The organism is Pseudomonas sp. B6001, from assembly GCF_013386015.1.
Taxonomy (GTDB): domain Bacteria; phylum Pseudomonadota; class Gammaproteobacteria; order Pseudomonadales; family Pseudomonadaceae; genus Aquipseudomonas.
Genome location: NZ_JACAOX010000020.1, coordinates 154,175 through 173,162 on the forward strand (window position 1 = coordinate 154,175; position 18,988 = coordinate 173,162).

Here is an 18,988-nt window from a genome sequence, read left to right on the forward strand (position 1 = left end):
CTTGTGCATTACTCCAGCGGCATCACCGTCACCCGCACTTCCGGGTCATGGCTCCCTCCCCCCAGAATCACCCCCCGCAACGGCGAAACATCGGAAAAGTCCCGGCCCCAGGCCAGGGTGATGTGTTCCAGTGCCGGCTGCACATTGTTGGTCGGGTCAAAATCCACCCAACCCGACACCGGGCAAAACACCGACACCCACGCGTGGGACGCATCCGCGCCGATCAACCGTGGTTGGCCGGGCGGTGGCTGGGTCAGCAGGTAACCACTGATATACCGCGCCGCCAGGCCCCGGGAACGCAGGCATGCGAGCATCAGGTGGGCGAAGTCCTGGCACACGCCGCGCCGGCGCTCCAGCACTTCCACCAACGGCGTGGCGACCTGTGTGGCTTCGGCATCGAAAGTAAATTCGCTGAAGATCTTCTGCATCAGCGCCTGCACACCCAACAGCAACGGACGACCAGCCGGGAAACAGTCTTCGGAGAACTCGACGAAGCTTTTCTTCAAATGCACATAGGGCGATTCGAACCGATAGCGGCACGCCTCGATCACTTCGGCCGACAGCGGCTGGCTGCTGTAGGTCAGGCCGTTGCGGGTCTGGTCCCAGGCCGGCGACAGGCTGAAATCCAGCAGCGGCCGCGCCAACACCTCCACTGTCAGCCCGGCGTTCACCAGCAGTTCATCATGGGGCCGCTCGAATGCCAGCCGGGTGATCGGGTTGCCGAACACATCCAGTTCATCCCGGCGCGAGGTCGGTTCTGGGCTGATCTCCAGTTGCTGCGAGCTGCAGCGCTGCCAGGCGCAAGGCCGCGGCCACAGGTGCGCCAGCTGCTGGGCCAGGGACACCGGGCTGTCGTAGTGGTAATGGGTATCGTGGAAAATCTGGTAGCGGGCACTCATCACACAGACACCGTTTGCTGGCTGACATCGTCCACATGGGCAAAATGGCGCAAGGCCAGGCGGTCGGAGACTTGCCCACTTTCATCGGCCACCGCTTGCAGCAGGTCGGCCAGGCCATCCAGCGCGGCACGCACACTGGACTCGCCGAACAGCGGGTTCTCCAGGCAGCCCAGGTCAAAGCGCGCCAGGCGCTCCACCAACGGCGCCAGCCCGGTTTCCCGGGGCACGCCGAAATCGTCATTCAAGCGACGCAAGGTGCGGCTCACCAGTTTCAGCTGGAACAGCACTGCGTGGGGGTTTTGCTCATCCAGCAGCAACAGGTCCAGCACCGGAATCAGCTGCGGCACCGCAAGGTAGCGCGAACGATAGGTGATGCTGCTGTTGCCCAGCTCCAGCAACCACTCCAGCCCGGCCTGATCGAACACCGCCACGCCGCGCAGGAACGCCGCCAGGCTGCTGCTGAGAAACTGCAGGCGCTCGATGCGCCGACCCATCATCAGGAAGCGCCAGCCCTCGTCGCGGGTCATGTCGTCAAGGGCAAAGCCCGACAGCGCGGCCAGGGACATCACCAGGCGGTTGAGGAAATCCAGCAGTTCGCCGAAGTCCGGCTCTTCGCTTTCCAGTTCCAGGGCTTCGCGCTGCAACTCCACCAGCGCCTGCCAGTTTTCCCGGGACAGCTTGCCGCGCACCTGGGACGCCGCCCACTGCAAGCGCTGCAAGTTGGCCCGCAGGCTCGAGGGCCAGTCATCACCGAGCAACGCCGCCTGAAGCCGCTCAGGCAACTCGCCCTCCTCCGGCAACAGTCGCAGGTTCTCACCCAGTTCAACCGCCGCCTGCAGCGCCAGCGGGTCGTCTCCGTCGACATAGCGGGCGAGGACGATCCGCAACCAGCGCGCACTGTCATCACAGCGCTCGCAATAACGGCCAAACCAGAACAGGTTTTCCACCACCCGCGACGGCAGGTACGGATCACGTCGCACCAGGTCATGGGCGCCGATGGCCCGCTGGGCGCGCCATTGCTCGGTGCCATGGGCGCGTTCGCCGAGCACCCAGGTGTCCTTGCTCGCACCGCCGCGCTGCATCGACACCACTTCGGCATCGGCATCGGCGGCCACACGGGTCAGGCCACCGGGCAGTACCCGATAACCGTCGGCGCTGGCTACGGCGTACACACGCATGCCGATGGCGCGGTGCTGAAGGTGATCGTCAACGGTGTGCCAGACCGGCGCCTGGGACAACTGCGCAAGTTCCTGGGCGACATAGGCGTAAGGCCGCGCGCGCATGCGCTCAGCCAGGGCCTCGCGTTGTTCGTCGTTCAAGTCGCGGCCAAATACCGGGGTAAAGCTTTGCGACGGAAACGCCGGCTTGATCAGCAGCTCCGGCAGTTTCTCCAGGGCTTCGGCCAGCACCGGCGGCTCACCGCACCACCAGGTCGCGATGGACGGCAGGATCAGCTCTTCGCCAAACAGGAATTGATTGATCTTCGGCAGAAATCCCAACAGGCCAGGGGATTCCAGCACGCCACTGCCCAGGGCGTTGGCCACCAGCACATTGCCCTGGCGCACGGCATCCAGCAGGCCGGGCACGCCGAGGGCCGAGTCGGTGCGCAGTTCCAGCGGGTCGCAGAAATCGTCGTCCAGGCGGCGCATGATCGCGTGCACCCGGCGCAGGCCGCTGAGGGTCTTGAGGTACACCGTGGCGTCGCGCACGGTCAGGTCGCCGCCTTCCACCAGCGGGTAGCCAAGCTGGCGGGCGAGGTACAGATGCTCGAAATAGCTTTCGTTGAAACGGCCCGGGGTCAGCAGCACGATCAGCGGTGGCTGGTCGTCGCTCGGCGCCTGGCGGGCCAGGGTTTCCTGCAGGGTGCGGAAGAACCCGGTGAGGTGCTGCACCTGCAAGTCGCGGTACAGGTCCGGGAAGGCGCGGGACACGATGGTGCGGTTTTCCAAAGCATAACCGGCGCCGGACGGGGCCTGGGTCCGGTCGGCGGTGACCCACCAGCGGCCATCCGGCGTACGCGCCAGGTCCACGGCGTACAGGTGCAGGAACGCGCCGTCGGGCGGCTGGATGCCCTGGCACGGCCACAGGAAATTGTTATGGCCGAACACCAGTTCTGCCGGTAGCAAGCCTTCGGCGATCAGGCGTTGCGGGCCGTAGAGGTCGGCCAGTACTGCATTCAGCAGGCGCGCACGCTGGGCGATGCCGGCGGCAAGTTGCTTCCACTCATCGGCGGCCAGCACGTGGGGCAGCAGGTCCAGCTCCCAGGGGCGATCGGCGCCCTTGGGGTCGGCGTAGACGTTGTAGGTCACGCCGTTTTCCTGGATCTGCCGAGTCAGCAAGGCTTGGCGCTGGGCCAGTTGCGCCGGGGTGCTGCGTTGCAAGTGATCGAGCAGCCGCTGCCAATGGGCGCGAACCGCGCCGCTGTCGTCCAGCAGTTCGTGATAAGTGCCCGCGGTCAGCGGGTAACGGTCGAGCAAGTCGGGCATGGAACGCTCGGCAGAGGCAAGGGAAGTCGAATTAACTCACAAACCACGCGATCCAACTGTGGGAGCGGGCTTGTGTGGGAGCGGGCTTGCTCGCGAAAGCGGAGTGTCAGTCACTTAATGTGTTTCTGATACACCGTATTCGCGAGCAAGCCCGCTCCCACATTTTGAATCGCATTTAGTCATTCTTATTGGGGAAGCGCCGCAAATCCAGGGTCATCGGCAATTCATCATTGATCACCACACTCGGCACCGGCAATTTCCCGGGGCTGTGTCCCAAGCGGAAAAACCGCGCCATCCGCCGGCTTTCAGCTTCATTGGCATTCACCGGCAGGCTGTCGTAATTGCGCCCGCCCGGATGGGCGACATGGTACTGGCAACCGCCCAGCGAGCGCTGCATCCATGTGTCCAAAAGATCGAACACCAGTGGCGCATGCACCGGGATCGTTGGCTGCAAACAGTTGGCCGGTTGCCAGGCGCGATAACGCACGCCAGCCACAAACTCGCCGACGCGCCCGGTGGGTTGCAGCGGCACCGGGATGCCATTGCAGGTCAGCAGGTAACGCTGGGGCGGCAGGCCACTCAACTTGACCTGCAGGCGCTCCAGGGACGAATCCACGTAACGCACCGTACCGCCCACCGCACCCTCTTCGCCCAGCACATGCCAGGGCTCAAGGGCCTGGCGCAATTCCAGTTCGATGCCGCTGACGGCGTAGTCACCGACCTTGGGAAAGCGGAACTCCAGGTGCGCGGCAAACCATTCGGCCCGCAGCGGATAACCGGCAGCGTTCAACTCGACGATCACGTCGGCAAAATCCTGCTCGATAAAGTGCGGCAGCAGGAAGCGGTCATGCAGCTCTGTGCCCCAGCGCGCCAGCTTCGGCGGCGCATAGGGTTCACGCCAGAACCGCGCGACCAGTGCCCGCAGCAGCAATTGTTGGGTCAGGCTCATGCGGGCGTGGGGCGGCATTTCAAAGGCACGCAATTCCAGCAGGCCCAGGCGGCCGGTGGCACCGTCCGGCGAGTAGAGCTTGTCGATGCAGAACTCGGCGCGGTGGGTATTGCCAGTGACATCGATCAGCAGGTTGCGCAGCAGGCGGTCCACCAACCATGGCGGGCATTCTTCGCCCGCTTCGGGCATCTGCGCGAAGGCGATTTCCAGCTCATACAGCGCATCGTTGCGCGCTTCGTCGACCCGTGGCGCCTGGGAAGTCGGGCCGATGAACAGGCCGGAAAACAGGTAGGACAATGACGGATGGTTATGCCAATAGCTGATCAGGCTGCGCAGCAGATCGGGACGCCGCAGGAACGGCGAATCCTTGGGCGTAGCGCCACCGAGCACAAAGTGGTTACCGCCGCCGGTGCCGGTGTGGCGCCCGTCGATCATGAATTTTTCTGTGGTGAGGCGGGTTTGCCGGGCTTCTTCGTAGAGAAACTCGGTGCGTTCCACCAACTCGTCCCAGGTGGCGGACGGCTGCACGTTGACCTCGATCACACCCGGATCCGGCGTCACCCGGAAGTTGCTCAGGCGTGGGTCGCTCGGCGGCTCATAACCTTCCAGCAACACCGGGCAATGCAGTTCTTCGGCGGTGGCTTCGATGGCGGCCACCAGTTCCAGGTAATCCTCGACCCGTTCCAGCGGCGGCATGAACAGGTACAAGCGGCCGTCCCGTGCCTCGGCGCACAGGGCGGTGCGGGTCAGCCAGTCGGCAGACTCGTCGATCTTCGGGATACGGTCTTGGCTGGCAGCTGCCTCGCCATGGCTTTGCAGTTGTGAGGTGGTCGGCAGGTCTGCCAGGTCCTGATTGGGATCGGTGGGGTGCACGAACGGATAGTCCGCCGCCGTTACCCACGGTTGCGAGGCCAGTGGCAGGCGATAACCCAACGGTGAATCGCCCGGCACCAGGCGGCAATGGTTGTCCCGCAGGTACCAGCGCCCGCTCTGCCAGCGGTCATTGGCCGCCGTGCGTGCCAGCGGCAGCACCTGGCCGATGACTTTATCCAGGCCCTGGCTGAAGACCTTGCGCAGGCGTTCGCGCTCAAGCTTGTCCTCCAGGCGCGGATCTTCGGCGCTGACGTTTTGCGGCAAGGCGCCTTCGCGCCACAGGTAATAGAAATTGTCTTCGTAGGCCGGGAATACAAACTGCGCGGGCAGTTTCAGGCGCTCGGCAACGCTGGCCAGAAAACGCCCGGCCATCATGCCATCGGCGCCGTAGCTTTGCTGCTCATCGGCGATCAGCGCGCTGTTGTGCCAGATCGGCACGCCGTCGCGGCGCCAGTAGCAGTTGAGGGACCAGCGCGGCAGTTGCTCGCCGGGGTACCACTTGCCCTGGCCGAAATGCACCAGGCCCTTGGGTGCGTAGTGCTTGCGCATGCGCTGGAACAGCTCGGCGGACAGCCGGCGTTTGTCCGGGCCCAGGGCGGCGGTGTTCCATTCGGCGCCGTCGGGGTCGTCGATGGAAACGAAGGTGGGTTCGCCGCCCATGGTCAGGCGTACGTCGTCCTTGTGCAGGTCACCGTCGATCTGCCGGCCCAGGGCCTGGATCGCCAGCCACTGCTCTTCGGTGTAGGGCTTGGTAACCCTGGGGGCTTCCCAAATCCGCTCCACGGACATCTCGTGGGTAAATTCGCACTCGCAGGGTTCCACCAGGCCACTGATGGGCGCCGCGGAAGAAGGATCAGGACTACAGGCCAACGGGATATGACCTTCACCGGCGAACAAACCGGAGGTGGCATCGAGGCCGATCCAGCCGGCGCCGGGCAAATACACTTCGCACCAGGCGTGCAGGTCGGTGAAATCCACCTCGGTGCCGGACGGGCCGTCGAGGGCTTTGACGTCGGCGGTCAGCTGGATCAGATAACCGGACACAAATCGTGCCGCCAACCCAAGGTTGCGCAGCAGTTGCACCAGCAACCACGCCGAATCCCGGCAGGAACCGGAGGCGTTTTCCAGGGTGAATTCCGGAGTTTGTACCCCCGGCTCCATGCGGATCAGGTAGCCGATGTCGGCGGCCAGACGCTGATTCAGGCCCACCAGGAAATCCACCGCCGGCAACGGCGTGCGGTCGATACCCGCCAGATACGCGGCGAATCGCGGGGTCAGCGGCAATGTTTCCAGGTACGGCGCCAGCTCGCGCTGCTCATCGGCGGCGTAGCTGAACGGGATTTTTTCGGCGTAGGGTTCCAGGAAGAAATCGAACGGATTGAATACCGCCATCTCCGCGACCAGGTCGACTTCGATGCGCAGCTCGTCAGTTTTTTCCGGGAACACCAGACGCGCCAGGTAATTGCCCTGGGGATCTTGTTGCCAATTGATGAAGTGCTGTTCCGGCAGCACCTTCAGCGCGTAGGAAAGAATCCGCGTGCGGCTATGGGCCGCCGGACGCAGACGAACAATCTGTGGGCCGAGTTCGACCGCGCGGTCGTAGCGGTAATGCGTAACGTGGTGCAACGCGACATGAATCGACACGGCGGCCTCCTGCGAGCCAGGGCATGGAAACAAAGCGCGCAAGACTTATGCCAGAGCAGTGGTCATTGCGCTTTATCGTGGGACCCGGTGCAGTACAGCACCAAAACGGCGCGATGGCTGCCGTCGTGGTGCGAGGGTTGCACATATTTGTGGCGGGAGTGTGAGGGTGGGTGGTGAATCTACCCAGTCAACGGGCTTTGTGCGTGGCGATCACGGCTTCACGCAGGTGGCGAACTTCGACCAGTTTCTGGCGCATTTCGCGGTGGCGCTTGCTGTTAAGCACCAGCAGCGCCAGCAACGGCAACAGCACGCTCATGCCATAAATAAATGGATGCGGTCGGTACTCGATCGTGGGCAGCACACACACTAGACAAAGCCCCAGCAACACCACCAGCGGCCACACCCATTGCGGGCGTCCGCGGGCGATCATGAAGTTGCAGTGCACGATGACCAACGTCAGAGCGATTCCGCCGAGAAAGGAGTACTTGGCGTTATCCGCCAGGGGAAGGTCCCGGAAATAGCTGTCAAAAAACAAAGGCACCGCGAAGACCAGGGAAAATACCGCTGCAAATATCGCCCCCATGAAAACCGGAAAGTACCGGGATAGAAAGGCACGAATGCTCGGTGCTTGGTTCATTGCTCAATCTCCTCGTATAGACCTACGGCAATGGTTCGGACATTCCCGGAGAGCGCACTGCCCGTGAAGCCAATCGAGGCGCCCAACGCATCCTGTATTTGCGTGACCGTTGCGTGCTTGACCTGTGTGGGCGTGAAGCGCTTGGGCAGCTCACCTGACAACTGTCGCAACTTGAGCATCTTCGAGCTCAAGCGAGGGTCGTTAATGCTCAGCAACTCCTTGGTCAGTTTGGCGCGCTCTTGTCGATTCAAGCCTTTCAGTACCTCCCGAACACTTTTGCCGGTGGTCGCCCTATTCAGCCGGACCAGCTTGAGGGTGGTGAGTGACGATGCACCGACTCCGACCAACGATGCGGCGTCCAACGCGATCATCGTGTATTGATACCATTCCTCGCCGTCGAGCTCGTCGTTGCGCGACGGATTTCTTATTTCGTTGACGGTCCGGTAGCCACCGGCAAAACACTGAACGGTACTGGCTGCCGCAGCGGTGTAGCCGAGGGCTGCGACCACCGTACTGGCACCCGCCGAAAACGGTATCGCGACAGAGCCGCTGAGCACCACTACCCAGCCGATGACTGCACCGGCACACGACAGCGTGGTGTTGATCGCTTCACCCACCAGCCGCGATTCACGGGGATTGTCTTGCACCTGCTGGGCGAACTGCGCCGGCGCTATGTACCGCTGCGCTTCCCGCAGGATCACGCGTTTGGGCGCAATGCTGCAGATGGGTTGGAATTCGCGCAGGGTGACGACGTTGAAGTCGGCATCGATATACACCACACCCGCCCCCACGATGCCGGGGTCGGCGTCGATGGCGGCAAACAGGCGTGGCAGGTTGATCTGGCTTTCGATGCGCTGGCGGGCCATGAACTGGGAGCGGTTGGAGTCCATGCCGATGCCAAGCAGGGGGCTGCTCATGGGGGTGTTCTTCCTTGAAATGGGTGGTGTCTGAACTGGCGCTTTCGCGAGCAAGCCCGCTCCCACATTCGACCGCATTCTCATGCTGAAACCCGGTCACATGTGGGAGCTGGCTTGCCTGCGATGGCGCTCGAATGGGCGCCACCTTAACAAACAGGCTACCCACCCGCTAGAAAGCAAAACGCCAGCACGAGGCTGGCGTTTTGCGTTTCAGGCGGCGATCAACGCGGCACGACCGGCTTGCGGGCTGGCTTCTTGCCTTTGCCCTTGGCGGCGTCGGTGCGCTCCTTGGCGGCCTGCTTGTTGCGCGCCATGGCCGCGGCCTTGGCTTGCTCGCGCTTGTCCCAAGGGTTGCTGCCATCACTGCCACGCGGCGGCAGGCCGGTGTGCTGGGTGAGGATCCTGGTGGTGGTTTCCTTCGCAACCTTGTGGCTGCCAGCCGGCGTCGAGTTTTTGCGACGGGCGCTCTGGTAGCTGTCGGTGGACGGTTGGTGCAACGGGATCAGTTGCTCCTTGCCCGGCCCGATCAGGTCTGCACGGCCCATGCGAGTCAATGCTTCACGCAGCATCGGCCAGCCCTTCGGGTCGTGGTAGCGCAGGAAGGCCTTGTGCAGGCGGCGCTGTTCTTCGCTCTTGACGATGGTCACCGCGTCGCTCTTGTAGGTGACCTTGCGCAGCGGGTTCTTGCCCGAGTGGTACATCGCCGTGGCGGTGGCCATTGGCGACGGGTAGAACGCCTGCACCTGGTCGGCGCGGAAGCCGTTGCCCTTGAGCCACAGGGCCAGGTTCATCATGTCTTCATCGGTGGTGCCCGGGTGGGCGGCGATGAAGTAAGGAATCAGGTACTGCTCCTTGCCCGCTTCCTTGGTGTACTTCTCGAACATGCGCTTGAACTTGTCATAGCTGCCGATGCCCGGTTTCATCATCTGGTTGAGCGGACCTTCCTCGGTGTGTTCCGGGGCGATCTTCAGGTAACCACCGACGTGGTGGGTCACCAGCTCCTTCACGTACTCCGGCGACTCGACAGCGAGGTCGTAGCGCAGGCCGGAAGCGATCAGGATCTTCTTCACACCCGGCAACGCACGGGCGCTGCGGTACAGCTGGATCAACGACGAGTGGTCGGTGTTCAGGTTCGGGCAGATGCCAGGGAACACGCAGGATGGCTTGCGGCACGCGGATTCGATTTCCGGGCTCTTGCAGGCGATGCGGTACATGTTCGCGGTCGGGCCGCCGAGGTCGGAAATGACGCCGGTGAAGCCTGGCACCTTGTCGCGGATCTCTTCGATTTCGCGAATGATCGACTCTTCGGAACGGTTCTGGATGATCCGGCCTTCGTGCTCGGTGATCGAGCAGAAGGTGCAGCCGCCGAAGCAGCCACGCATGATGTTCACCGAGAAGCGGATCATGTCGTAGGCCGGGATCTTTTCCTTGCCGTACGCCGGGTGTGGAACACGGGCGTAAGGCATGCCGAACACGTAGTCCATTTCTTCGGTAGTCATGGGAATGGGCGGCGGGTTGAACCACACATCCACTTCGCCGTGCTTCTGTACCAGCGCGCGGGCGTTGCCCGGGTTGGTTTCCAGGTGGAGCACGCGGTTGGCGTGGGCATACAGCACCGAGTCGCCACGGACTTTTTCCACGGACGGCAGACGGATCACGGTCTTGTCACGGGTCATGCGTGGGCTGGCCAGGATCTGTACCACCTTGGCCTCTTCCGGGTCTTCCACCGGGCCCTTTTCCTGCTCGATGGCGCAGGCCTGGGTGTCCTGGGTGTTCACGTACGGGTTGATGATCTTGTCGATCTTGCCCGGACGGTCGATACGGGTGGAGTCCACCTCGTACCAGCCTTCGGGCGTGTCACGGCGAATGAACGCAGTGCCGCGCACGTCGGTGATGTCTTCGATCTTGTGGCCCCACGACAGGCGCTGGGCGACTTCGACGATGGCCCGCTCGGCGTTGCCGTACAGCAGGATATCGGCGCAGGCGTCGATCAGGATCGAGTTGCGTACACGGTCCTGCCAGTAGTCGTAGTGGGCGATGCGGCGCAGGGAGGCTTCGATGCCGCCGAGCACGATCGGCACGTGCTTGTAGGCTTCCTTGCAGCGCTGGCTGTAGACCAGGCTCGCGCGGTCCGGACGTTTGCCGGCCATGCCGCCTGGGGTGTAGGCGTCATCGGAGCGGATTTTCTTGTCGGCGGTGTAGCGGTTGATCATCGAGTCCATGTTGCCGGCCGCGACGCCGAAGAACAGGTTCGGCTCGCCGAGCTTCATGAAGTCGTCTTTGGACTGCCAGTTGGGCTGGGCAATGATCCCGACGCGAAAGCCCTGGGACTCCAGCAGCCGGCCGATGATTGCCATGCCGAACGACGGATGGTCCACGTACGCGTCACCGGTGACGATGATGATGTCGCATGAATCCCAGCCAAGCTGATCCATCTCCTCCCTGCTCATCGGCAGGAATGGCGCAGGACCGAAACATTCGGCCCAGTACTTGGGATAGTCAAATAACGGCTTGGCTGTTTGCATGACGGTGACCGGTGTTGAGATGAAAAATCGCGGGCGCGGAATATAGCACAAAATTTGACCAATTCCGACCTTTGCAGTCGGAATTGGCGGGCAGCGCTTTTACTCGTCTTCGAAGTTATAGCTGCCCGGCGCCAGGTTTTCGAAGCGGGTGTATTTACCGATGAAGGCCAGGCGCGTGGTGCCGATTGGCCCGTTACGCTGTTTACCGATAATGATTTCAGCGATGCCTTTATGCTCGGTTTCCGGGTGATACACCTCGTCCCGGTATACGAACATGATCACGTCAGCATCCTGCTCGATCGCTCCGGATTCCCGCAAGTCGGAGTTGATCGGGCGTTTGTTCGGACGCTGCTCAAGAGATCGGTTGAGCTGCGACAGGGCAACCACCGGGCAGTTGAATTCCTTGGCCAGGGCTTTCAACGAGCGGGAAATCTCGGAAATCTCGTTGGTCCGGCTGTCACCGCTGGAGCCCGGGATCTGCATCAACTGCAGGTAGTCGATCATGATCAGGGCGATGTCGCCGTGCTCACGCACCAGGCGTCGGGTACGCGCGCGCATTTCCGACGGGCTGATGCCCGCGGTGTCATCGATAAACAGCTTGCGATCGTTGAGCAGGTTGACCGCCGAGGTCAGGCGCGGCCAATCGTCGTCTTCCAGGCGACCGGCACGCACCTTGGTCTGGTCGATGCGGCCCAGGGACGACAACATACGCATGATCAGCGATTCGCCTGGCATCTCCAGGGAATAAACCAGTACGGCCTTGTCGCTGCGCAACACGGCGTTTTCCACCAGGTTCATGGCGAAGGTGGTTTTACCCATGGACGGACGGCCAGCGACGATGATCAAGTCGGCTGGCTGCAGGCCGCTCGTCATGCCGTCGAGGTCGGTGTAGCCGGTGGACAGGCCGGTGATGGCGTTGTCGGTGTTGAACAAGGTGTCGATACGGTCGATGGCCTTGGTCAGCAAGTCGTTGACGCTGACCGGGCCGCCGGTTTTAGGCCGGGCCTCGGCGATCTGGAAGATCTGCCGTTCGGCTTCGTCGAGAATCTCTTCGGCAGTGCGGCCTTCCGGGTTGAACGCGCTGTCGGCGATCTCGGTGGCGATGCCGATCAACTGGCGCAACGTGGCCCGCGCACGGACGATCTGCGCATACGCCTTGATGTTGGCGACCGATGGCGTGTTTTTCGCCAGCTCGCCCAGGTAACCCAGGCCGCCCACTTGGGACGTCTGGCCTTCCTTGTCCAACTGCTCGGCCAGGGTCACCACGTCGATCGGTGAGTTCTGGTCGGCCAGCTTGGCAATGGCGCGGAAGATCAGGCGGTGGTCATGACGGTAGAAATCGCCGTCCGAGACTTGATCCAGCACGCGTTCCCAGGCGTTGTTGTCCAGCATCAAGCCACCGAGCACGGCCTGTTCGGCCTCGATGGAATGCGGCGGCACCTTCAGGGCAGCGGTTTGCAGGTCATATTGCTCAGGAGCGGAGATATCGTTCATGGCCACTTGGAATAGTTGGAGAATCAGGAGCTACAGAAAAACAAAAGGCACGACCTGTGAACAGGATCGTGCCCGATGTTAACTGCCTGGCACGCGAGGTGCCAGTCAGTTAGGTGTTGCTTAAGCTGCTACCACAACAACGCGTACGGTTGCTTCGACTTCAGCGTGCAGGTGCACGGCTACATCGAATTCGCCAACGTTGCGGATGGTGCCGTTCGGCAGACGAACTTCGCTCTTCTGCACTTCAACGCCGGAGGCGGTCAGTGCATCAGCGATGTCGTGGGTGCCGATCGAACCGAACAGCTTGCCTTCGTCACCGGCGGTGGCAGTGATAGTCACTTCCAGCTCAGCCAGTTGGGCAGCGCGAGTTTCGGCCGAAGCTTTTTTGTCTGCTGCTGCTTTTTCCAGCTCGGCACGACGCTCTTCAAACGCAGCCAGGTTGGCAGCGGTTGCAGCGGTGGCTTTGCCGTATGGCAGCAGGTAGTTACGACCGTAGCCGGCCTTAACGTTCACTTTGTCGCCCAGGTTGCCCAGGTTGGCGACTTTTTCCAGAAGGATCAGTTGCATGTGAAAATCCTCTAACTTTTAACCTTCACCGTTCGCGTTATCGGCGTCTTTCGGCGCCAGACGACCGCGAAAATCAATCAGGCCGTCGACAATGGCCAAGACCACGAGTAACGGATAGATCAGCTGCATGAACAGCAACAGCGTCACGTACAACCCCACCAGCCAGAATCTGCCCAGTCGCTTTTGCGCCACCAGCCCATGAATCAGGGACAGGCCGGCGAATACCAGCGGTACGCTGCACAACGGCACCAACAGCGCCAGGCCAAAAGTCGGCCCGACCACCATGAACGCCAGCAGCAACATCGCCGGTCCAGCGGGGATTCTGATACTGCGAAACTCGCGACCAAAACCACCCGGGTTATACAACAACGCCTGCCAGTAACGCCCAAGAATCAGGCTCAGCAAGCTGACAATCTGCAACAGTGCCGCTATCAGGCCGGTAAGCATCGGTGCAACCACTGACGCAAAGCGCGCTCGCTCCTCTACCGATAACTGCTGGTAGAGATCCCCGAGGGCCAGCGGCAGGATCTTTATGATCTCCTGCGCCAGCGCCTCGATTTGCGGGCGGAAAGCCGCGCCAAGCGCCAGTGAATACACCAACCCCAATGCCACGCTGACCAGCAGCGTACGGACCCAGGACTCACTTGCGCGCAAAACCAACGCAAGGGTCGATGAACCGAGCAGTACCAGAAGTACCCGTGGATCATCGAATTTCAACCACCAGACCAAGGCCGGCAGTATTCCCAGGGCAAGAACGCCAAGGGCGTCCTTCAAACCGCGCCGCAGAAGCACAAGGCAACCCGCGGCAGCACCCAACCAATACAACAACGGCAATGCTGCACATCCAGCCACTACCAGAGTGGCCTGCACACGACCGCGCATGATGAACTCAGCTAAGGCGCGCATGCATTCAATCCCTTACTACTTGTCGACTGCCCGGTCTCAGCGGCCGTGGCTGTCGGTGTAGGCCAGCAGGGCCAGGAAGCGGGCGCGCTTGATAGCGGTGGCCAGCTGACGCTGATAACGAGCTTTGGTACCGGTGATGCGGCTTGGAACAATTTTGCCGGTCTCGGATACGTAGGCTTTCAGAGTGTTGAGATCTTTGTAATCGATCTCCTTCACGTCTTCAGCGGTGAAGCGGCAGAATTTACGACGACGGAAGAAACGTGCCATTTGATAGGCTCCTTAAAAGGTCCGTGGATTACTCGTCAGCGTTATCGCTGTTGTCGCTGTCATCACTATCAGCGCTTTCAGCGCCTTCGTGCTCAGGACGGTCGCGACGCTCACGGCGCTCACTGCGGTTTTCTTCAGCCTTGAGCATCTCGGATTGGCCGGTAACGGCTTCTTCGCGACGGATGACCAGGTTACGGATCACTGCATCGTTGTAGCGGAAGTTGTCTTCCAGCTCGGCCAGGGCCTTGCCAGTGCACTCAACGTTCAGCATCACGTAGTGAGCCTTGTGAACATTGTTGATTGCGTAGGCCAGTTGACGACGGCCCCAATCTTCCAGACGGTGGATTTTGCCGCCGTCTTCTTCGATCAGCTTGGTGTAACGCTCTACCATGCCGCCGACTTGCTCGCTTTGATCCGGGTGGACCAAAAAGATGATTTCGTAATGACGCATGAATGCTCCTTACGGGTTGTAGCCTGCCGCTCAAAAACGGTCAGACAAGGAGTGAATGACACTTATGGATCTTGCCGAAGGGAGGCACATGCGTGCCTGCCATGAAGGCAAGGGGCGCAATTGTAGAGAAGGGGGAGAAAGGGTGCAAGGTGATTGGTGATTATTTGAACAGCCCCCATACACCACAAAAACAAATGTGGGAGGGGGCTTGCTCCCGAAAGCGATGTGCCAGTCACCAAATGCACTGACTGATACACCGTATTCGGGAGCAAGCCCCCTCCCACATTTTGACCTGCGCCAGACTTGGTTATTTCTTGGCTTTAGCCTTGGCGCCACGCTGGCGCTGGGCTTCGAACAGGCAGACGCCCGTTGCGACTGAAACGTTGAGGCTGCTGACGCTACCGGCCATCGGCAGGTGCACCAGGTAATCGCAATGCTCGCGGGTCAGGCGGCGCATGCCCTTGCCTTCGGCCCCCATGATCAGGATGGTCGGGCCGGTGAGGTCCTGGTCATAAATGCTGACCTCAGCCTCCCCCGCCGTACCCACAACCCACAGGCCGCGCTGCTGGAGTTTCTCCAGGGTACGCGCCAGGTTGGTCACGGCCACCAACGGAATCACTTCCGCCGCACCGCAGGCGACTTTACGCACTACAGGCGTCAAGGTTGCCGACTTGTCTTTAGGCACGATCACCGCCAACGCACCGGCAGCATCCGCCGAACGCAGGCAGGCGCCGAGGTTGTGCGGATCGGTCACGCCGTCGAGCACCAGCAACAGCGGTGCGCCTTCGGTGCGGTCGAGCAGCTCGTCGAGCATCGCTTCGCCCCAGACCTGGCTTGGACTGACGTCGGCTACCACGCCCTGGTGAACGCCTTCGACCCAGACGTCCATCTCGCGCCGCTCGGCCTGGCCGATGGCAACTTTGTTCTGATTGGCCAGTTCGACCAGCGCTTGAACACGCGGCTCACTGCGGCCTTCTGCCAACCACACCTGCTTGACGCGTTTCGGGTGGTGACGCAGCAATGCTTCTACGGCGTGTACGCCGTAGATTTTTTCCAGACTCATGACTTGGCCTTAGGTTTGCGCGACCCGCCGCTTTTCGCGGGGGCCGAACCCGCTTTTGGCGGGCCTTTACGGTGTTTACTCGGCTTGCTCGACGGCTTTTCCGCCTCGCGGGACTTTCCCCCAGACGCCGCTTTACCACCGCTTTTGGCTTCGTTGAGCAACTGCTGCTTCAACTCGCGGCTCTTGCGCAGCTCCGCGTTTTTCGCCGCGGCATCGCTAGGGCGGTAGGCTTCGGGGGCCTTGTCCTTGGCAGACGAACGACGCGCAGGCTTGGCTGGCGCAGGCTCGGCGACCGCTGCTTTCGCAGGAGCACCTTTGCCTTTGCTGGCCGGGGCTGCAGTTTCGCTGCCACGTTTTTTACGGCCAGTCGGTTCAGCCGGCTTGTCAGGCATACCGAAATCGATCTTGCGCTCGTCGAGGTCGACGCGCATGACCTGCACTTCCACGGTATCGCCCAGACGGAAGCTGCGACCGGTACGCTCGCCCGCCAGGCGGTGATGCACAGGGTCGAAGTGGTAGTAGTCACCCGGCAAAGCGGTGACGTGTACCAGACCCTCGACGTAGATGTCGGTCAATTCGACGAACAGGCCAAAACCGGTCACGGCGGTGATCACACCCGGGAACGACTCGCCCACGCGGTCTTTCATGAACTCGCACTTGAGCCAGTTCACTACGTCGCGGGTCGCTTCGTCGGCACGGCGCTCGCTCATGGAGCACTGCTCGCCCAGCTGTTCCAGGGCCGCTTCGTCGTACGGATAGATCCGTGCCTTCGGAATGGTCATGGCACCGGCGCGCTTGACGTGCGGGGTGTTCTGCTTGGAATGGATCACGCTGCGGATCGCCCGGTGCGTGAGCAAGTCCGGGTAACGGCGAATCGGCGAGGTGAAGTGGGTGTACGCCTCGTAATTCAGGCCGAAGTGGCCCTGGTTATCAGCGCTGTACACCGCCTGGCTCAGGGAGCGCAGCATGACGGTCTGGATCACGTGGTAATCCGGACGGTCCTTGATGCTCGCAAGCAGAGCCTGGTAGTCCTTCGGCGTCGGGCCGTCCTTGCCTTTGTGCAGGGACAGGCCGAGCTCACCGAGGAACGCGCGCAGCTTCTCCAGACGCTCCGGCGGCGGGCCGTCGTGCACCCGGTACAACGCAGGAATCTCGTGCTTTTTGAGGAATTCTGCGGTGGCCACGTTGGCCGCCAGCATGCACTCCTCGATCAGCTTGTGAGCATCGTTGCGCGTGGTCGGGGTGATTGCGGCGATCTTGCGCTCGGAACCGAAGACAATCCGGGTTTCCTGAGTTTCAAAGTCGATCGCGCCACGCACGTGACGAGCGCCCAACAGCACTTTGTACAGCGCATAGAGCTGCTTGAGGTGCGGCACGACATGCCCGTACTCACCGCGCAGGGCCTTGGCTTCGCTGGTTTTCGGCTGTTCCAGGATGGTGCTGACCTTGTTGTAGGTCAGGCGCGCCTGGGAGTGAATCACCGCTTCGTAGAACTGGTAGTCGGTCATTTCGCCGGTTTTCGAGATGGTCATCTCGCACACCATGGCCAAACGGTCGACTTTCGGGTTCAGGGAGCACAGGCCGTTGGACAACTGCTCAGGCAGCATCGGGATGACGCGCTCGGGGAAGTACACCGAGTTGCCGCGCACCTGGGCTTCGTTGTCCAGGGCCGAACCGATCTTCACGTAGCTGGACACGTCGGCAATCGCGACGAACAACTTCCAGCCGCCGGAGAACAGGCGCAGTTTGCCAGGCTTGGCTTCGCAGTAGACCGCATCGTCGAAGTCGCGGGCATCTTCGCCGTCAATGGTGACGAACGGCAGATGACGCAGGTCGATGCGCTTCTCTTTGTCTTTTTCTTCGACTTCCGGCTTGAGCTTGGCGGCTTCTTTGAGCACAGCCTCAGGCCAGACGTGAGGGATATCGTAGGTGCGCAGCGCAACATCGATCTCCATGCCCGGCGCCATGTAGTTGCCGACCACTTCAACGATATCGCCCTGTGGCTGGAAGCGCGCAGTGGGCCAGTGGGTGATTTTCACCTCGACGAACTGGCCCACTTTGGCGGCGCCATTGCGCCCCGGAGTGATCAGCACTTCCTGCTGGACCTTGGGGTTATCCGGCACCACGAAGCCGATGCCGCCTTCTTCGAAGTAACGGCCGACGATGGACTCGTGGGCACGGGACACCACTTCGACGATCACGCCTTCACGGCGACCGCGACGGTCAAGGCCGGAAACGCGCGCCAGGGCACGGTCGCCATCGAACACCAGGCGCATTTGCGCAGGGCTCATGAACAGGTCGTCGCTGCCATCGTCCGGGATCAGGAAACCGAAACCGTCACGGTGGCCGGCGATGCGGCCGAGGATCAGGTCGAGCTTGTCCACCGGCGCGTAGGTGCCGCGGCGGGTGTAGATCAACTGGGCATCGCGCTCCATGGCGCGCAGGCGACGACGCAGGGCCTCGAGTTGGTCTTCGGTGGTCAGACCGAATTCTTCAACCAGCTGCTCGCGGCTAGCAGGCGAACCCCGATCGGCGAGGTGCGCCAGGATCAGTTCGCGGCTAGGAATAGGGTTTTCATATTTTTCCGCTTCACGAGCGGCCTCGGGATCGAGGGACTGCCAATCGGCCATTAGAGAGTTTTCACCTTGTCTATATGCGGGTTAGTTTGGCATACGCGTATTGAAACGGGAAATTTCAGGTGTCAACAAGCCCGTAAAAGCACTTTGTAGCCCTTGGAATGCACCTTGCGCGACCGTCGGCGAAATATTCCAGACTTTTTTCATGGCAGGGCTTTACAGCTCAAAATAGCCTCCGTATAGTGCGCGCCATCGACGACGGCAACGTTGTTGATGCTGCCCAGGTGGTGAAATTGGTAGACACGCCAGCTTCAGGTGCTGGTGATCGCAAGGTCGTGGAAGTTCGAGTCTTCTCCTGGGCACCAATTTCAAACTCAAGGTTATGCCTTGAGTCTCCAAAAACCCGCGAAAGCGGGTTTTTGCGTTTCAGGCCTTTGATTTTTAACAAGAATCTTGATTTATATTTTTGAATCAGGGGTTTACAGATCAAAAAGCCCTCCGTATAGTTCGCTCCATCAACAGCGCAAGCGTTGATAATGCCCAGGTGGTGAAATTGGTAGACACGCCAGCTTCAGGTGCTGGTGATCGCAAGGTCGTGGAAGTTCGAGTCTTCTCCTGGGCACCAAATTCAGATCAAACCCGCGAAAGCGGGTTTTTTCGTTTCCGGGGTTTGAAAACCTGACCGGTGATTTCCCCCCTCGTCCGCACTTGAGAAGTTTTATCGTTTATCCTTG

At 61.3% G+C, this 18,988-nt stretch carries 13 protein-coding genes and 2 tRNA genes; 2 read left to right on the forward strand and 13 right to left on the reverse strand.

Annotated elements, in window-relative coordinates; genetic code table 11:
• Window positions 1–8: 8 nt before the first annotated feature.
• From HX821_RS22690 to rnr, 13 genes are all read right to left on the reverse strand, one after another.
• Window positions 9–899: a transglutaminase family protein gene (locus HX821_RS22690; RefSeq protein ID WP_003217471.1), complete on the reverse strand. Its 891-nt coding sequence runs from the start codon at window positions 897–899 to the stop codon at window positions 9–11.
• Entirely contained in the window at window positions 899–3,385 is a 2,487-nt protein-coding gene (locus HX821_RS22695; RefSeq protein WP_177036427.1) for a circularly permuted type 2 ATP-grasp protein, read from the reverse strand. The genes HX821_RS22690 and HX821_RS22695 overlap by 1 nt, the downstream gene beginning before the upstream one ends.
• 175 nt (window positions 3,386–3,560) lie before the next feature.
• Window positions 3,561–6,851 carry a DUF2126 domain-containing protein gene (locus HX821_RS22700; protein WP_102367984.1) on the reverse strand — a complete coding sequence of 1,097 codons (3,291 nt, stop codon included), beginning with the start codon at window positions 6,849–6,851 and terminating at the stop codon, window positions 3,561–3,563.
• Window positions 6,852–7,038: 187 nt separating this feature from the next.
• Window positions 7,039–7,488, reverse strand: a complete 450-nt coding sequence (locus HX821_RS22705; RefSeq protein ID WP_177036428.1) for a hypothetical protein — start codon at window positions 7,486–7,488, stop codon at window positions 7,039–7,041.
• Window positions 7,485–8,405 carry an NAD synthetase gene (locus HX821_RS22710; RefSeq protein ID WP_102604267.1) on the reverse strand — a complete coding sequence of 307 codons (921 nt, stop codon included), beginning with the start codon at window positions 8,403–8,405 and terminating at the stop codon, window positions 7,485–7,487. Before HX821_RS22710 ends, HX821_RS22705 begins: the two co-directional genes overlap by 4 nt.
• Window positions 8,406–8,626: 221 nt before the next feature.
• Window positions 8,627–10,930, reverse strand: a complete 2,304-nt coding sequence (locus HX821_RS22715) for a YgiQ family radical SAM protein (RefSeq protein ID WP_008439091.1) — start codon at window positions 10,928–10,930, stop codon at window positions 8,627–8,629.
• Window positions 10,931–11,029: 99 nt separating this feature from the next.
• On the reverse strand, window positions 11,030–12,424 hold the full coding sequence (gene dnaB / locus HX821_RS22720; RefSeq protein ID WP_003217484.1) for a replicative DNA helicase: 1,395 nt from the start codon (window positions 12,422–12,424) through the stop codon (window positions 11,030–11,032).
• A 120-nt stretch (window positions 12,425–12,544) separates the two neighbouring features.
• Window positions 12,545–12,991, reverse strand: coding sequence for a 50S ribosomal protein L9 (gene rplI / locus HX821_RS22725; RefSeq protein ID WP_003171376.1), 447 nt, complete (start codon window positions 12,989–12,991; stop codon window positions 12,545–12,547).
• An 18-nt stretch (window positions 12,992–13,009) separates the two neighbouring features.
• Window positions 13,010–13,897 carry a hypothetical protein gene (locus tag HX821_RS22730; RefSeq protein WP_003217488.1) on the reverse strand — a complete coding sequence of 296 codons (888 nt, stop codon included), beginning with the start codon at window positions 13,895–13,897 and terminating at the stop codon, window positions 13,010–13,012.
• A gap of 36 nt (window positions 13,898–13,933) precedes the next feature.
• A complete protein-coding gene (gene rpsR, locus HX821_RS22735; protein WP_002551829.1) occupies window positions 13,934–14,164 on the reverse strand; it encodes a 30S ribosomal protein S18 in 231 nt (76 codons plus the stop codon).
• Window positions 14,165–14,192: 28 nt separating this feature from the next.
• On the reverse strand, window positions 14,193–14,615 hold the full coding sequence (rpsF, locus tag HX821_RS22740; protein WP_003217491.1) for a 30S ribosomal protein S6: 423 nt from the start codon (window positions 14,613–14,615) through the stop codon (window positions 14,193–14,195).
• A 307-nt stretch (window positions 14,616–14,922) separates the two neighbouring features.
• Entirely contained in the window at window positions 14,923–15,678 is a 756-nt protein-coding gene (gene rlmB / locus HX821_RS22745; protein ID WP_003217493.1) for a 23S rRNA (guanosine(2251)-2'-O)-methyltransferase RlmB, read from the reverse strand.
• Window positions 15,675–18,308 (reverse strand): ribonuclease R, encoded by a 2,634-nt coding sequence (gene rnr / locus HX821_RS22750; RefSeq protein WP_003217496.1) that lies wholly within the window; start codon window positions 18,306–18,308, stop codon window positions 15,675–15,677. Before rnr ends, rlmB begins: the two co-directional genes overlap by 4 nt.
• A gap of 224 nt (window positions 18,309–18,532) precedes the next feature.
• On the opposite strand from rnr, the gene HX821_RS22755 reads away from it, so the two are divergent.
• Window positions 18,533–18,619: transfer RNA gene (locus HX821_RS22755), tRNA-Leu, on the forward strand.
• Between the two features lie 173 nt (window positions 18,620–18,792).
• Window positions 18,793–18,879, forward strand: a tRNA-Leu gene (locus tag HX821_RS22760).
• The last annotated feature ends 109 nt before the right edge of the window (window positions 18,880–18,988 follow it).

Coding starts and splice junctions, on each gene's coding strand:
- HX821_RS22690 (WP_003217471.1), bottom strand. CDS start 899: ATGAGTGCCCGCTACCAGATTTTCCACGATACCCATTACCACTACGAC.
- HX821_RS22710 (WP_102604267.1), bottom strand. CDS start 8,405: ATGAGCAGCCCCCTGCTTGGCATCGGCATGGACTCCAACCGCTCCCAG.
- HX821_RS22730 (WP_003217488.1), bottom strand. CDS start 13,897: ATGCGCGCCTTAGCTGAGTTCATCATGCGCGGTCGTGTGCAGGCCACT.
- HX821_RS22695 (WP_177036427.1), bottom strand. CDS start 3,385: ATGCCCGACTTGCTCGACCGTTACCCGCTGACCGCGGGCACTTATCAC.
- dnaB (WP_003217484.1), bottom strand. CDS start 12,424: ATGAACGATATCTCCGCTCCTGAGCAATATGACCTGCAAACCGCTGCC.
- HX821_RS22715 (WP_008439091.1), bottom strand. CDS start 10,930: ATGCAAACAGCCAAGCCGTTATTTGACTATCCCAAGTACTGGGCCGAA.
- rnr (WP_003217496.1), bottom strand. CDS start 18,308: ATGGCCGATTGGCAGTCCCTCGATCCCGAGGCCGCTCGTGAAGCGGAA.
- HX821_RS22705 (WP_177036428.1), bottom strand. CDS start 7,488: ATGAACCAAGCACCGAGCATTCGTGCCTTTCTATCCCGGTACTTTCCG.
- rlmB (WP_003217493.1), bottom strand. CDS start 15,678: ATGAGTCTGGAAAAAATCTACGGCGTACACGCCGTAGAAGCATTGCTG.
- rplI (WP_003171376.1), bottom strand. CDS start 12,991: ATGCAACTGATCCTTCTGGAAAAAGTCGCCAACCTGGGCAACCTGGGC.
- rpsR (WP_002551829.1), bottom strand. CDS start 14,164: ATGGCACGTTTCTTCCGTCGTCGTAAATTCTGCCGCTTCACCGCTGAA.
- rpsF (WP_003217491.1), bottom strand. CDS start 14,615: ATGCGTCATTACGAAATCATCTTTTTGGTCCACCCGGATCAAAGCGAG.